General features: G+C 38.9%; 14 protein-coding genes, 1 rRNA gene and 1 riboswitch. Of the genes, 9 read left to right on the top strand and 6 right to left on the bottom strand.

Translation table 11 applies throughout. The features are described from left to right. The first annotated feature begins 90 nt into the window (after positions 1-90). Positions 91-741, top strand: coding sequence for a hypothetical protein (locus tag FTT72_RS07275; RefSeq protein ID WP_180178115.1), 651 nt, complete (start codon positions 91-93; stop codon positions 739-741). Between the two features lie 75 nt (positions 742-816). On the opposite strand, the gene FTT72_RS07270 is transcribed toward FTT72_RS07275, so the two are convergent. Next, positions 817-2058, bottom strand: coding sequence for a D-amino acid dehydrogenase (locus FTT72_RS07270; RefSeq protein ID WP_180178114.1), 1242 nt, complete (start codon positions 2056-2058; stop codon positions 817-819). Positions 2059-2192: 134 nt separating this feature from the next. Then, positions 2193-2283, bottom strand: a riboswitch (glycine riboswitch). A gap of 229 nt (positions 2284-2512) precedes the next feature. On the opposite strand from FTT72_RS07270, the gene FTT72_RS07265 reads away from it, so the two are divergent. Then, entirely contained in the window at positions 2513-3286 is a 774-nt protein-coding gene (locus FTT72_RS07265) for a hypothetical protein (protein ID WP_180178113.1), read from the top strand. 174 nt (positions 3287-3460) lie between these two features. Beyond that, positions 3461-3988, top strand: a complete 528-nt coding sequence (locus FTT72_RS07260; RefSeq protein ID WP_180178112.1) for a hypothetical protein — start codon at positions 3461-3463, stop codon at positions 3986-3988. A gap of 104 nt (positions 3989-4092) precedes the next feature. On the opposite strand, the gene FTT72_RS07255 is transcribed toward FTT72_RS07260, so the two are convergent. From FTT72_RS07255 to prmB, 3 genes are all read right to left on the bottom strand, one after another. Further along, positions 4093-4608, bottom strand: coding sequence for a GNAT family N-acetyltransferase (locus tag FTT72_RS07255; RefSeq protein WP_180178111.1), 516 nt, complete (start codon positions 4606-4608; stop codon positions 4093-4095). A gap of 213 nt (positions 4609-4821) precedes the next feature. Continuing rightward, positions 4822-5916 (bottom strand): chorismate synthase, encoded by a 1095-nt coding sequence (gene aroC, locus FTT72_RS07250; protein ID WP_180178110.1) that lies wholly within the window; start codon positions 5914-5916, stop codon positions 4822-4824. 13 nt (positions 5917-5929) lie between these two features. Next, positions 5930-6940, bottom strand: a complete 1011-nt coding sequence (prmB, locus tag FTT72_RS07245; protein WP_078193871.1) for a 50S ribosomal protein L3 N(5)-glutamine methyltransferase — start codon at positions 6938-6940, stop codon at positions 5930-5932. A 311-nt stretch (positions 6941-7251) separates the two neighbouring features. Here prmB and FTT72_RS07240 point away from each other — a divergent pair, with 311 nt between their 5' ends. The 6 genes from FTT72_RS07240 (at position 7252) to FTT72_RS07215 (ending at position 13343) form a co-directional block, all read left to right on the top strand. Next, positions 7252-7557, top strand: coding sequence for a hypothetical protein (locus FTT72_RS07240; RefSeq protein WP_078191029.1), 306 nt, complete (start codon positions 7252-7254; stop codon positions 7555-7557). Between the two features lie 157 nt (positions 7558-7714). After that, positions 7715-9088, top strand: a complete 1374-nt coding sequence (locus FTT72_RS07235) for an AarF/ABC1/UbiB kinase family protein (RefSeq protein WP_180178109.1) — start codon at positions 7715-7717, stop codon at positions 9086-9088. Positions 9089-9329: 241 nt separating this feature from the next. Then, positions 9330-10616, top strand: coding sequence for an acyl-CoA dehydrogenase family protein (locus FTT72_RS07230; RefSeq protein WP_171263801.1), 1287 nt, complete (start codon positions 9330-9332; stop codon positions 10614-10616). Positions 10617-10645: 29 nt separating this feature from the next. After that, a complete protein-coding gene (locus FTT72_RS07225; protein ID WP_180178108.1) occupies positions 10646-11845 on the top strand; it encodes an acyl-CoA dehydrogenase family protein in 1200 nt (399 codons plus the stop codon). Between the two features lie 88 nt (positions 11846-11933). After that, positions 11934-12419: a GNAT family N-acetyltransferase gene (locus tag FTT72_RS07220; RefSeq protein WP_180054928.1), complete on the top strand. Its 486-nt coding sequence runs from the start codon at positions 11934-11936 to the stop codon at positions 12417-12419. 339 nt (positions 12420-12758) lie between these two features. Further along, positions 12759-13343 (top strand): lytic transglycosylase domain-containing protein, encoded by a 585-nt coding sequence (locus tag FTT72_RS07215; RefSeq protein ID WP_180054910.1) that lies wholly within the window; start codon positions 12759-12761, stop codon positions 13341-13343. Positions 13344-13427: 84 nt separating this feature from the next. Here FTT72_RS07215 and FTT72_RS07210 read toward each other — a convergent pair whose 3' ends face one another. Together FTT72_RS07210 and rrf are read right to left on the bottom strand one after the other, a co-directional pair. Further along, positions 13428-13868, bottom strand: coding sequence for a hypothetical protein (locus FTT72_RS07210; RefSeq protein ID WP_180005580.1), 441 nt, complete (start codon positions 13866-13868; stop codon positions 13428-13430). A 252-nt stretch (positions 13869-14120) separates the two neighbouring features. Further along, positions 14121-14225 (bottom strand): 5S ribosomal RNA (gene rrf, locus FTT72_RS07205); the annotation flags it as partial.

The raw sequence follows: 14225 nt of genomic DNA, 5'->3' as shown, positions 1-14225 counted from the left end.
CTTGAGAAAATAATGATTGAAATCTTGTATTCACGCTTTCTATTTCGCTATAGTGTGGGCAAGCGCAACATAGTGAAAGTATAAGCGATCATGCTGTTGAAAACTGAAATAAATATCATCAAAAAATTCGGACTGGTTCTGCTAATAGGTTCTGGCCTAGCGACGTTTACGCATGCAGAAAAGATTGACTGTGATCAGGCCAATACTCAGGCAAAAAAAAATTACTGTTCTGACGGTTTTGAAGAACAACGTGAAAAGCTAGATGGGCTTTTTTTAACGGCACAGTTGATTACCGATGCCCCAGTACGCTTGCTGATAGATACGCAAAAATTATGGTATAGCCGAGTTCAGCAATGCAAAAACTTGGAGTGTTTCAAACAACAATTTGAGCTTCGCCATGAAGATTTGAATATTTATACCTCGATGAACCAAAGTTTAACGCAGCATTATCTTAAATTTGAAAATGGCCATTTTGCGACATCACCTGTACATTTAAAGGTGCATCAACTAGGCAAAAACAGCATCAAAATCGAAGGCATTGCCTATCGTAATCCAAACAATCGAGTCGAAACACAAACCATCCCATTTTTAGCTTACACAACACCCGAACAAAAAAATCAAATCACCGATAATGAACACGACTGCAAATATCAGTTCAATTACAGTAAGGCCTTACTCTCAGTAAAAACCGAACAAAAAGGCTGTGAACGTTTTGCAGGGATTTATCGTTTATATGATTAAGATCAAATTCGAATGACTTAGAAAAATACAAAAAAGCCTCAACGTTGAGGCTTTTGGGTGTCTAAAATATATCAGTTAAATCGGATGTGTTTGCTGCACTTGCTGGCTAATCATCGCAGCTGTTGCCGCAGATAAGGTCCATCCAAGGTGACCATGCCCTGTATTATAGAATATATGATCTCGCTTACCTGCATGCACTACAGGCATCATATTGGGCATCATTGGTCGTAAACCCGCCCATGGCACCACATGTTCTGTTGATAGATTAAAGTTACGATTCGACCAATCAATTAAGGGCTGAATGCGATCTGCACGAATGTCTCGGTTATAGCCATTAAACTCTGCCGTGCCTGCAACACGTAGTCGATTTGCACCTAAGCGTGAAGTCACAATTTTGGCACTTTCATCCAACAGACTCACCCAAGGCGCATTGGTCTGACTTTGTTCATCATTTAAGTTTATGGTAATTGAATATCCTTTGACTGGATAGACATTTACACGGTCACCGAGTTTATGCGCAAGTTCATAACTACCTACGCCACCACAGACCACTACAGCATCTGCCTCAAGTATGCTATCTGCATCAGGATTTTCCATATTTTCATCACTGGCTTTTAATCGAACATTGACACCTTTTGTATGATGCTCAAAGTCAGTCACCTCAAAACCCCACATATATTTCACATCAAAGCGTTCCGTTGCTTTGGCAAGCTGCGTTGTAAATTTATGGATATCTCCAGTGGCATCACCCGGACAATAAAAGCCTCCATAGTATTCACCTGTCAGACTAGGCTCAATGTCACGGATTTCAGCTAATGTCACAGGATGACGCTCTAAACCACCTTCACAGAGCATATTATTAACTTGAGTCGCCACCTCATAATCATGTTGATTATGAAAGAAATGTAAAATGCCGCGTTTTTCTAAATCAAACTGTAAGTTTTCATGCTCAGCTATTTCAAATAAGCGCTGACGTGCCATCAATGCAAGACGGACGGTCTCGTGAGTATTTTCACGGTAATCTTTAATATGCCCCATAAACTCAAAGAGCCATGAATATTTGTGTAGATTAAAACTTGGATTTAATAATAATGGCGCGGTTTTTTGTGACATCCATTTGATGCCTTTCACTACCGTTGCTTTTTGGTTCCAGACTTCAGCATTACACGCTGATAATTGTCCACCATTGGCAAACGACGTTTCCATCGCAGGATAAAGATGTTTATCGACCACAGTGACACGATAACCGAGTAATCCGAGTTCGTAAGCTGTCGTTACCCCAGTAATACCTGCACCAATCACAACAATATGACACATATAGGCTCCTTGGAAATTATATTTCCTATGCTCGCCCCATCTGTCATTGGTACCTGAGAGCTTTGGTTCCTTGCGAAGCAATGTGAACCTTCCCCTTCGGTGAGTAGATCCGGCCTACTTCTCTCCAGATTTTTTATATGATTACAGTCCTTTTGCCTGAGAGTTTCCTGGGGGAACTTGCTCCTTCGGCGAGCACGATCTGTGCTTCTCTCCTGCAATCATCCATTCGTTTTTATTCGGCATTCATCTTGGTATTGCCTTAGTTAGATATGAGCAATATTTGTACCAAATCTCAAGTCCTGTTTGGGTCAATATTGTTAAATATTATTTTTATATCGATTTAAGTTGTTAGGTTATAAATTTAAAATCATTTTTTCTAAACCTAAATACTTCATCTTTAAGATAAAGGTTTAAAATATTAAATGAAATTTATAACTAGAAAGATTGAAGTTTTATGTCGGATTATACGCTTTTCTCTCGCTTTGCATCTGTGATCAAAACACATTCTATTGAAGAATTAACCCAAAGTGATTTACTCCTTCTTAAGACTCTGGGACCTGTTCAAAGTTTTTATGCACCATTCGAGGCCATAAATCATGATGCAAAAGTGGTCATCGTCGGCATCTGCCCAGGCCAACAACAATGGCGTAATGCATTAATCGCAGCAAAGGACGGCTTAGAACAGCAAGTATCTGAGGAAAACATTCTTAAACTTACCAAGAATAGTGGCGCTTTTAGCGGCCCTATTCGTAAAAATTTAACTCAACTGCTAGATCATATTGGATTACACAATCAATTAGGCATTCAGACCACCGCAGAGCTCTTTAGCAATCATCAAGATATGGTGCAAATGTGCTCGGTTTTACAGCAATGCATTTTGATCAATGGAAAAAATTATGCAGGTTTAACGCCCGCAATGCTAAAAAATGAATTATTAAAACAACATATTGATGATTATTTTATTCCTATGGTTCAACAGCTTCCGAACGAAATTTATATCCCGCTAGGCAAAGGTGTAGATGAGGTTTTAAATTATGTATGTAGCTTAGGCTATTTAAATGATCAACAAATTCTAGCGGGACTTCCACATCCATCGGGTGCGAATGCTGAACGGATCAAATATTTTTTAGGTGAAAAACCACGTGATCAATTGTCTCGACAAACCAATCCCGAGCAGATTGATAGCGCAAAATCACAGATCTTACTTAAATTATCTAAACTTCTATGAAGTGCGATAAAGATCATTAAAAAATATTTTTTATTTGAATATCCACTACTTATATTAATGCAGTGCTCGAACAAAACTAGAAAAGTGTGATGTATTTCACTTTTTTGTTTTTCTGTGTGAATATGCGCCAAAATAAATATTGCTTATAAAAATAACGCTAACATGGAAAAACACATGAAAATTTATTTAGTTCTAGGATTTACACTCCTACTACTCATGGGTTGTATTACAGTACCTAAAAATAAACCTGAAACAAGAACCTTGAAGCTAAATGGTGTGAATACCGTTGAAAACAGCAAAGTGATCCAACGAACCATTACTCGAGGTCAGTTACTATGTGAAGCTGGGCAAAAATGTCCTGAACTTGCAATTGATTGGCAAAAAAACAAAGGTGAGTATGCACTTTCACTGCATTCTTATGATCAACAGCAGCTTGATATGAATGAAATATCGTTTGTGATTGACGGCAAAGTTTTGTCTTATCCTGCAATTGGTCAAACAAATTATCGTCGCTTAGATAATTCAAATGTGATTGATTCGTCCAATACTGTGATGGTTCCAGATACTGTGCTTAAACAATTCCGTGACGCAAAAAATATTGCTGTGATTATGAATACCAACCAAGGTGAAATCGCACACTATATGTTAAAAAACCAAAAATCTTCAGATGCCTATCGACTATTTCTACGTGCTTATTCTTAAGCTCAAATAGTCTAAAATAAAAATCCCAAAAGTTAGTGTATGTTTTCTTTTGGGATTTTTTATTCATCTCGCTTTATAAATTGATCAAATGCATCACATGGTCTTTATTTTATTCGTTTAATTAATTGTTTAATTGTCAGTTCACAAATCGGTTGACCTACCTCTAGATGAAGAGGATAGGCTTGATTTTCATCTGTAAGCTTATAGCCACGTCGTTGATAATATTTTATTAATTCTAAACGCCGATCAATCACATACATCACAAATTCTTCAACATTGGGTTCAATCAACATCGCTTGCTGTTCTGCAAATTGCAATAATTTTTTTCCTAAGCCCTGAGCTTGCTCATTTGGATGAATTGCAAAATGACCAATTTCACAGCTCATTCCCTGCATTTGAATACCAATACACCCCATGATCTGCGCATGTACCGACTCAATCACATATAAATGAAAATCCCTTTTTTGTAAGAGTTGACTGAGTTGAGACACATTTATTCGATTTCCTCGAACAATATGATGTTCTGTCGTCCAACTCTTGGGATGATTTTCCCGATAGGCTGTATTCATTAAGCTTTCAAGCTGCTGAATATCACCAAGTAAAGCATTTCGTATATTCATATTTTTTTGCTATTTATTTTCATAGGCCTAGTTTACCGAAATAAAAAAACCAGACAATTGTCTGGTTTTTTTATGCAATTTTCTCATCACTGTGACTCGCTAACGCTACTCACCAACCGCGTTCGAAACAAAGCTGTGCTTTGTTATTTATCCACTGTGACTCGCTAACGCTACTCACCAACCGCGTTCGGAACAAAGCAGCGCTTTGTTTCCTCACTTGGGTTCAATTGGGGCAAATGGTGCAACAACCTCTGCATTTTGTGCACGGTTACGCATGAAGTGATCCATGAGCACAATTGCTAACATTGCTTCCGCAATTGGAGTTGCACGAACACCGACACAAGGATCATGGCGACCTTTGGTCAACACATCAGTATCTTCACGATTAATCGTAATGGTTTTACCCGGCGTAGTAATGGATGCTGTTGGTTTTAAAGCAATCGCAACACGAATGTCCTGACCACTCGAAATACCGCCCAAAATGCCGCCAGCATGGTTTGCCAAGAAACCATCCGTAGTTAACTCATCACGGGTTTCATGACCAAACTGCTCGGCAACACCAAAGCCATCACCAATTTCCACACCTTTTACAGCATTGATGGACATCATGGCATGTGCAATATCTGCATCTAAACGATCAAATACAGGCTCGCCCCAACCGACTGGCACTTGCGTCGCAATAATTTCCAGTTTGGCGCCACAGCTCGTTCCTTGTTCACGAAGTGACGTTACGAGAGCTTCGAAACGTGGGACGGCATCTGCATCACCACAGAAAAATGGGTTATTCGGAACTTCAGTCCAGTCCAATTTCTCTGCTTTTTCGGTACCAATTTGGGTTACATGACCACGAATTTCTATGCCGAATTTCTCAAACAAGAATTTTTTAGCAATCGCACCCGCAGCAACACGCATCGCAGTTTCACGAGCACTAGAGCGACCACCACCACGATAATCACGGAAACCATACTTATGTGTATACGTATAGTCTGCATGACCCGGACGGAAGGTTTGCGCGATGTTGCCATAATCTTTTGATTTTTGATCTGTGTTACGGATCAATAGACCAATCGATGTACCGGTCGTTTTGCCTTCAAATACGCCTGAAATAATTTCAACTTCATCGGGTTCTTTACGCTGAGTCGCAAACTTAGATGTGCCCGGCTTACGACGATCCAGATCCTTTTGCAAATCGGCTTCAGTCAGTTCAATACCCGGTGGAACCCCATCCACAATGGCCATCAAACCAACGCCATGAGATTCACCACAAGTCGTTACACGGAAGAGTTGCCCTATACTATTACCTGCCATGTCAAACGACTCCTTATGCTTGAACAGATTGAATAAATAAATCTCGGTATTCGCGGCATTGAGCAGCAGTCAATGCAAAGATACCTGTACCGCCTTTTTGGAACTGTAACCAGTAAAAATCAACGGTATTGAAGTTTTGACGCATTGCCCATTCTGAGTTACCCACTTCGATCACAATTAAGCCATCTTCAGTCAGGTAATCTGCAGCTTGTGCCAACATTTTACGGACAAGATCCAAACCATCTTGACCCGCAGCAAGCGCCATTTCAGGTTCATGGTGGAATTCTTCTGGTAAATCTGCCATGTCTTCAGCATCCACATACGGTGGATTCGACACGATCAAATCATATTGATTTTCTGCTGGAATTTTGGCGAATAAATCAGACTCAAGTAAAGCCACTTGATATTGTTTATTGTGGTGTTCACAGTTAATTTGTGCCACTTCAAGTGCATCTTTAGATAAATCTGTTGCATCAACTTCAGCATCTGGGAATGCATAAGCTAAAGCAATCGCGATACAACCTGAACCCGTACACATATCTAAAATGCGCTGAGGAGTTTTTGGATTGGCATTTTCAGGTAGATTATTAACTGCAGCACCCATTTCGCCATTTTCACCTAAGCAATATGGCGCAAAACGGTTTTCAATTAACTCTGCAATTGGAGAACGTGGAATCAGAACACGTTCATCGACATAAAATGGCTTACCAAAGAAATATGACAAGTTAAGTAAATAAGACGTTGGAACTTTTTCATTAATACGACGTTCTAACAATGCTAAAAATTCTGCAACTTCACTTGGCAATAATTTCGCATCTAAGATTTCCGCATCTGCATTCCAATCTAGAGATAACGTTTGTAAAACCAATGCTGAGCTTTCAGCAAAATAGTCTTCTGTACCTTGTCCTAAGTGGGCATCATATTGACGTAAAGCTGTTACCCCAAAGCGGATATAATCACGAATTGTTGATAGGTTTTCAGCTGCTTCCTGTAAATGTTCAGGGCTAATAGTCGGTCGATCCACTTAAGGCGTCTCCAGTTCATAATTTTTTAAACGCCCTATGATACCTTGTTTTGATGCTATTTATAATAAAAATACGGCATTATTCACCGCTTGAAAACATTTCATAACCCGCACATATAGGTCAGATACATTCGCTGAAATGAAATTTGTACTTTAGGCTTTTCTTCAGCATGCTATAAAACCTAATAGATAAAAATTACGAATAAAAACCAATTCAAGCTCAAATGTTTAGCAATTTGTACTTGATCATAAGCTTTAATTTTATAAAATTATCCCCATACAAACAGTTAAATTTTAAATGCGGAGCTCCAATGAGCTATAAGCACAATAACCTCATGGCTATGCGTCAGAGCTATTGGGAAGACACTCAGTCTTTAAATGTGCAAACTGAAAAGGCATTTTTTCAGCAACTACTGATCGAACATCAAGTTTTCCCTGATGCGAGTCTAGAAAACGCACGTACCCTATTTTTTAGCTTACCGAGCATTATTATTGTCAAAGGTTATGCTGCCGGATTTAAAGACGAATCTGTCCAACATCTTATTCATCAACATATTGAAGAACATAAAGCCGCATTGATGCAAAACGATACGGTAAAAATCAAATATCGTTTATAGTTTTCTTTCCAATGTACCTGTCTACGCGGCATCTTGCTTAAGTTTGCAAATGCTTACTGCATATTCAGTAAGTTGAACTATTTTAATACGTTAAGAAACGTTAAAATTAGCTACAATGTATTTTTCTGCGAATTGCTGATTAAAGGATTTAATTTACATGTCAGATCAGAACGATAAGCTCAAACACTTGAAAACGTCTTCTATGGATCGACGCTTATCTATCGCAAAGGCATCGCTACTTGCGGGAACTCGTTGGGCAGCATCAAACGCCACTTCTATTTTTTCGAGTGAAGAAGAAAAAGAGAAAAAACGTAAAAAAGCCATGAAAGATCAGGCTGAATATCTCGTCGCAGAAATTGGTAAATTAAAAGGTTCGATTGTAAAAATTGGGCAAATGATGGCGTTGTATGGTGAACATTTTCTGCCTGAAGAAATCACCCAAGCCCTCAACACCTTGAACAATCAAACAGTTGCATTGGCATGGCCAGCCATCAAAGTCCAATTACAAAATCAACTTGGCTCAAAGCTTGATGATCTCGTGATTGATCATGAGCCACTTGGCACTGCGTCTTTGGCACAAGTTCACCGTGCAAAACGTAAATCTGATGGTTTAGAACTGGTATTAAAAATCCAGTATCCGGGTGTGGCAGATGCAATCGATTCGGATATGAATCTATTCAAAAACATGCTCAAACTGACACGAATGGTGCCCCAAACCCGTGAATTTGATCAGTGGTTTGATGAAGTTCGTGAAATGATGCATCGTGAAGTAAATTATAAAATCGAAGCAGATACCACTCGCCGTTTTGCTGCACGCTTAAAAGAAGACCCACGTTATATTGTGCCGCAAATCATTGAAGGTTATTCAACACCTCAAGTACTGTGTATGACTTTTGAACGTGGTGTGCCGATTAACAGCCCTGTAATGCTATCACTTCCTCAAGAGCGCCGTAATGCCTTAGGTGAAGCATCACTTGAAATTGCTGTACGCGAAATTTTTGAATGGGGTGAAATGCAAACCGACCCTAACTTCGGAAACTATTTGGTCCGTTTAGGCAATGGTGCGGATGTGCCAGATAAAATCGTACTCCTCGACTTTGGTGCGATTCGTCAGTTCGATGATCATCTATTAGGCGTTGCACGTAATTTGATTACCGCCGGTTATCACCATAGCTCCGAGCAAATGGTCAAAGCGATGACAGGTTATGAGTTCTTTGATGGTATTCCACAAAGTATTAAACCTGATATGGCTAAAGTCTTTCTGTTAGCGACAGAGGCATTTAGTAGCACTGAAAATAACCCAGACATCCCTGCTGGTGTTATGGACGAACAACAACGCTATGACTGGAAAAAAAGCCAATTACATAGCCGTGTGATGCAACAAGCGTCAAAATCGATGGCATCTCGCTATTTCTCAGTTCCACCTAAAGAGTTTATGTTTATTAGCCGTAAATTTATCGGTGCATATACCTTTATGACCGTCATTGAAGCAAAAACCAATGTTCGTCGTATGATTCAAAAATATCAATAATCATTCAATACAGACCTTAAAACTTGGCTGACTCAAATGTCAGCCAAGTCAATTTTAAAATAACAATACTTTTAAGCCTTTTTACTTTTCTATTCTTAATTAATTATTTAGCTATCGAATCCCACCTAATCTCGCCGTTTATCTTTGACAATCATGCATGTCATTTATGACATGGTTTTTCTATCTTTGGCATGTCAGCATTAAATAAGAACAACGCAAATGGAAAACAACAATGACCAATATGGTAAACAAGGCACAAGGATTTGGACTCTCACTTTTAACTAAAATTGCCGGAAGTGATGTACTCGATCAGTTTAAACTGCGCAAATTTGTTGAAAAATCTTTGTATCAAAGCTCAAAAGCTGGTTTTAAAACCCTGAGCCAGACGCAAAAAGTATTTCAGACCAACAAAGATGTGCATAAGCAACGTTTGCCTAATCAACAAAAATCATTATTTGATTTAAACCTGACTGAAGAACAACAAATGACTGCTGATGCGATGCAGCAGTTTGCCACAGAAGTCTTGTATCCACTTGCTCATCAAGCCGATCAAGAGGAAAGATTTCCTGAAGCGTTATGGCAACATATCCAAGATCTAGGTCTAAATTATTATGCCTTACCTGAAGATTTGGGTGGCGTCGCGGCAGAAAAAAATATCATTAGCAATATCTTAATTGCGGAACAATTGGCTGAAGGTGACTTTAGTTTAACAGCAGGTTTACTGTCGACGTTTAGCTGTATCAACGCCATCACCCAATGGGGTTCCGAATCTGTTCAAGCAACCTACTTAGCGGCATTTGCAGATGATTCAGCCCTACGTGCAAGCTTTGCGGTTCAAGAGGCAACAGCGGCATTTAATCCCTATCAACTTAAAACTCACGCGATTGCTGATGGCCAGCAGTATAAAATCAGTGGGGAGAAAACCTTAGTCCTTCTAGGCGAACAGGCAGATGTGCTGTTAGTGAGTGCCATGCTCAATGGACAGCCTGAAGTTTTTATTGTGCAACGCGACCAGAGCATTAGCGCAAAAAAAACACCTGCTATGGGTTTGAAAGCCACTGAAACGGTAACTTTAAAATTTGATCAGACCCCTGCCCAACGCTTAGGCGATCAAGATTTCAACTACACCTCATTTATCGATCTTGGCAACTTAATGTGGTGTGCCATGGCTGTTGGCACCGCAACTGCAGTCAAAAAATATTGCATTCAATATGCAAACGAACGTACAGCTTTTGGAGAGCCAATTTCGCACCGTCAAAGTGTGGCATTTATGATTGCAGATATGGCAATCGAAATTGATGCCATGCATATGCTCATCCTAAACGCAGCAAGTCTAGCCGAAGCCGGCAAGCCATTTCATCGTGAAGCCTATTTAGCCCGCGTGCTATGTGCTGAAAAATCGATGAAAATTGGGACCGATGGCGTGCAAATATTAGGTGGTCATGGCTTTACCAAAGAACATCCCGTAGAACGTTGGTATCGAGACTTACGTGCCACAGCGATTCTTCAATCTGGCTTACATGCATAATTCAGCAAAATAAAAACAAGGAAATGTCCATGAACTTACAAAATCCGAAAAAATTTAAATTGCTGATCGACCAAGCCCATGAAGTCGCTTTAAATGTTCTACGCCCTATTTCACGTAAATATGACAAAGCCGAACACGCCTATCCAAAAGAATTAGACATGTTATCTTCCCTCGTTGACGGTATGAATGATGGCGGTGATGGCATGAATGCAGGTGCCGCCGTCAATAAACGTGGCGACACAGACACTGGTAATAAAAACGGTGTCAATATGTCAACAGCCCTCAGTATCATCGAAATGTGCTATGGAGATACAGGCCTGTTACTCAGTATGCCTCGCCAAGGGCTTGGAAACTCGGCTATTGCAGCAGTAGCCAATGATGAGCAACTAGAACGCTTAAAAGGAACTTGGGCCGCTATGGCCATTACAGAACCAAATTGCGGCTCTGATTCTGCAGCTATTCGGACAACAGCGACGAAAGATGGTGATGAATACATCCTCAATGGTGAAAAAATCTTTGTCACCTCAGGCGAACGTGCTGATTCAGTAGTTGTTTGGGCAACGCTAGATAAAAAATTAGGCCGTGCAGCGATTAAATCCTTTGTTGTTGAAAAAGGTACGCCGGGCATGACTGTAGAACGCCTAGAACATAAATTGGGTATTAAAGCCTCTGATACTGCTGCCATTAGTTTTGTAGATTGTCGTGTCCCTGCTGCAAACTTATTAGGCAATGCTGAAATTGATGTAGCAAAGGGTTTTGCTGGGGTTATGGAAACTTTTGATAATACTCGCCCACTCGTTGCCGCGATGGCTATTGGCTGTGCCAAGGCATCTTTAGAGCGAATTAAAGAAATCTTTAAAGATGAATTAGATGAGCAGTATTCAACACCGATCTTACAAAGCTCGAATATTGCTGCACAAATATATCGAATGGAAGCAGACTGGGAAGCAGCACGTCTCCTCATGCTCAAAGCCGCATGGATGGCCGACAACAAAAAACCAAACTCACGTGAAGCATCCATCGCTAAAGCAAAAGCAGGCCGTGTAGGTAATGAAATCACATTAAAGTGTGTAGAACTCGCAGCGGCTGTCGGCTATAGCGAAGATGAATTATTAGAAAAATGGGCACGTGATTCAAAAATCCTCGATATATTTGAAGGCACACAGCAAATTCAACAATTAATCGTTGCACGTCGTGAACTGGGTAAAAGTTCAAGCGAATTAAACTAATTTTTTGCTTGAGTAATTTTAAACTTAGAGATGGATTTTTTTATAGGATCAGTCTATAAACAATCCATCTTTTTGTTTTTCGATGATTATGTTTCAGATCCGACCACTTCAACTTGAAGACAATGTAAGCATTGCCAATGTCATTCGCACAGTTTCCAAAGAATTTGGATTAGCGCCAGAGTCAGGATTTGCTGTTGCAGATCCAATTTTAGATGATTTATATCACGTCTATACGCAAGCAAATGCACAATATTGGGTTATTGAAAATCAACACGGTACAATTTTAGGTGGTGGGGGCCTTTCTCCTTTAGTTGGAGACTCAAGCATTTTAGAAATCCAAAAAATGTATTTTATGCCTGAATTACGTGGTCATGGCTTAGCCAAAGATATTTTAGAACTTTGTTTTCAATTCGCCAAAGATCATAATTTTAAAGCGTGTTATTTAGAAACTACACATACACTTGGGCAAGCGGTGAAACTCTATGAAAAAGTAGGATTTGAACACTTACAAGCTCCCAAGGGCAATACAGGTCATAGCCAAGCATGCGAAATTTGGATGCTTAAAACGCTTTAAATAAAATTAGATTCTACAAATTTCACTGGAAAGATTTACAGCTTTATCAAATACAGTTATTTGATAAATGGATATTCTAGTTTTTTATAACTAAAGTTCTCGGGATTTGAATGTTCCCATAATCTTAATAAGTACCATGTTAAGAGAGAAATACTGATTCAATTAACACGATCTTTTTCTCTCTTCACTTAAAAAATCATGTAATTTGAGTACATTTCCATCAATTCTTACAATTTCACTGTACAGAGCATCTTAAGAAAATATTGACCTCTAAGTCTCCAGTTCATAATATCGCTTTAGAAATTACACTTAGCCATGATTATTTTAAAGTGAATATAAATGCAGAATGTACTGAATAAAACTCGCCTTTCAACTCGTCTTTCGTCGCTCCTAAGCGCTCACAGCTTAAAGTTTTCAACTGTTATTATATCTGTAACCCTGATTTCTGGATGTTCATCACTAGGTGGTGGCTCTGTAGAAAAACGTGCAGTTAAACTTTCATCAGGGATCCAAAAGGCCTATTCAGTCAATCCTGAAACTGCAAATCGAGTGTCACCCTACATTGTGCAAACTGCCGATCAATACAACTTAGATCCTTTACTACTGGCTGCCGTTATTCGCCAAGAATCAACTTTCCGCCCTTATGTCAGTTCTCCTGCAGGTGCAGTCGGTTTAACTCAGGTGATGCCACGTTATTGGCAAGCAACATGCCCTGGGGATTTATATGACGAATTAACCAATATTAATTGTGGGTCATTTATTTTAACTAAATATAAAAATGCGGCAGGTAGTATTCCAAAAGCTTTAGCCTACTATAATGTCGGACCTACTGCTTATAACACCAATCGAAAAATGAAAAAACAAGGCAAACGTTATGCAAAACAAGTTAAAGAACATCAAAATAATTTAAAAAGTTCCTTATAATTTCTAAAAATTTAATCTTTTATTTAACCATATAGACCTAACTAAGCTTAAGAGGATAAATTTTGTTAGGTCTAATCTCTTCAATTATTTCATAGATTGACGCATTTTATCTTCATCAAAATATTGCGCAAATGATGCAATACGTTTTTCAACAATTGGATTTTTCATCAGATTTTCAGCTGCACGATTTCCCAATAGTTCAAATGCTTTACCTAGAGCATTTGTTCCTTCATTTTCTGTAACAGCTTTGATTTCAGCATTACAACGTTTAGTAAATAAATCTTGAAATAGAATAGCCATATTTTTATCAATTTTTTGTATCTCAACTGGCGTTACTTTACTATATTTAGAAATTTCTGGATGTGCTGAAAATGCCAAATAAATCCAAGCTGTTAAGTTCTGACTCTCTTTTGCTGAAATTTTATTTACCAAACATTCACTTAGTTTATCCTGATACACACCGGCTGTAGTATTGAAAGAAACAAATGCAAATAAAACTGTAGCTAATAATTTTTTTAAAAACATCTTAAATACCCTATATATTATTAAAGAGACAAACGATTTTATTATATTGATTTATTACACATTTTCATTAGCAAAACATTTTAAATGATATAAAAGAGTTCTAGACGAGTTTATTGTTGATCGGCCTTATTCTTTTTAAATATCTATCATTTCCCTGTTTTTTCTTCTGCTTTTCTTATTATTTTTTTCTTCCCTTTTCATCACACATAAAAAAACACCCCCTGGACTAGTCAGGGGGTGTTTCGAATAATGAGCTGGCGATGACTTACTCTCACATGGGTAACCCCACACTACCATCAGCGCTAAGAGGTTTCACTTCTGAGTTCGGGAAGGGATCAGGTGGTTCACTCTTGCTAT

It is taken from the genome of Acinetobacter sp. YH01005, assembly GCF_013420465.1.
Taxonomy (GTDB): Bacteria; Pseudomonadota; Gammaproteobacteria; order Pseudomonadales; family Moraxellaceae; genus Acinetobacter; species Acinetobacter amyesii.
The sequence above is the reverse complement of the archived record's forward strand: the minus strand, read 5'-3'. Positions and strand labels throughout refer to the sequence as shown.

Coding starts and splice junctions, on each gene's coding strand:
- FTT72_RS07275 (WP_180178115.1), top strand. CDS start 91: ATGCTGTTGAAAACTGAAATAAATATCATCAAAAAATTCGGACTGGTT.
- FTT72_RS07270 (WP_180178114.1), bottom strand. CDS start 2,058: ATGTGTCATATTGTTGTGATTGGTGCAGGTATTACTGGGGTAACGACA.
- FTT72_RS07265 (WP_180178113.1), top strand. CDS start 2,513: ATGTCGGATTATACGCTTTTCTCTCGCTTTGCATCTGTGATCAAAACA.
- FTT72_RS07260 (WP_180178112.1), top strand. CDS start 3,461: ATGAAAATTTATTTAGTTCTAGGATTTACACTCCTACTACTCATGGGT.
- FTT72_RS07255 (WP_180178111.1), bottom strand. CDS start 4,608: ATGAATATACGAAATGCTTTACTTGGTGATATTCAGCAGCTTGAAAGC.
- aroC (WP_180178110.1), bottom strand. CDS start 5,916: ATGGCAGGTAATAGTATAGGGCAACTCTTCCGTGTAACGACTTGTGGT.
- FTT72_RS07240 (WP_078191029.1), top strand. CDS start 7,252: ATGAGCTATAAGCACAATAACCTCATGGCTATGCGTCAGAGCTATTGG.
- FTT72_RS07235 (WP_180178109.1), top strand. CDS start 7,715: ATGTCAGATCAGAACGATAAGCTCAAACACTTGAAAACGTCTTCTATG.
- FTT72_RS07230 (WP_171263801.1), top strand. CDS start 9,330: ATGGTAAACAAGGCACAAGGATTTGGACTCTCACTTTTAACTAAAATT.
- FTT72_RS07225 (WP_180178108.1), top strand. CDS start 10,646: ATGAACTTACAAAATCCGAAAAAATTTAAATTGCTGATCGACCAAGCC.
- FTT72_RS07220 (WP_180054928.1), top strand. CDS start 11,934: ATGTTTCAGATCCGACCACTTCAACTTGAAGACAATGTAAGCATTGCC.
- FTT72_RS07215 (WP_180054910.1), top strand. CDS start 12,759: ATGCAGAATGTACTGAATAAAACTCGCCTTTCAACTCGTCTTTCGTCG.
- FTT72_RS07210 (WP_180005580.1), bottom strand. CDS start 13,868: ATGTTTTTAAAAAAATTATTAGCTACAGTTTTATTTGCATTTGTTTCT.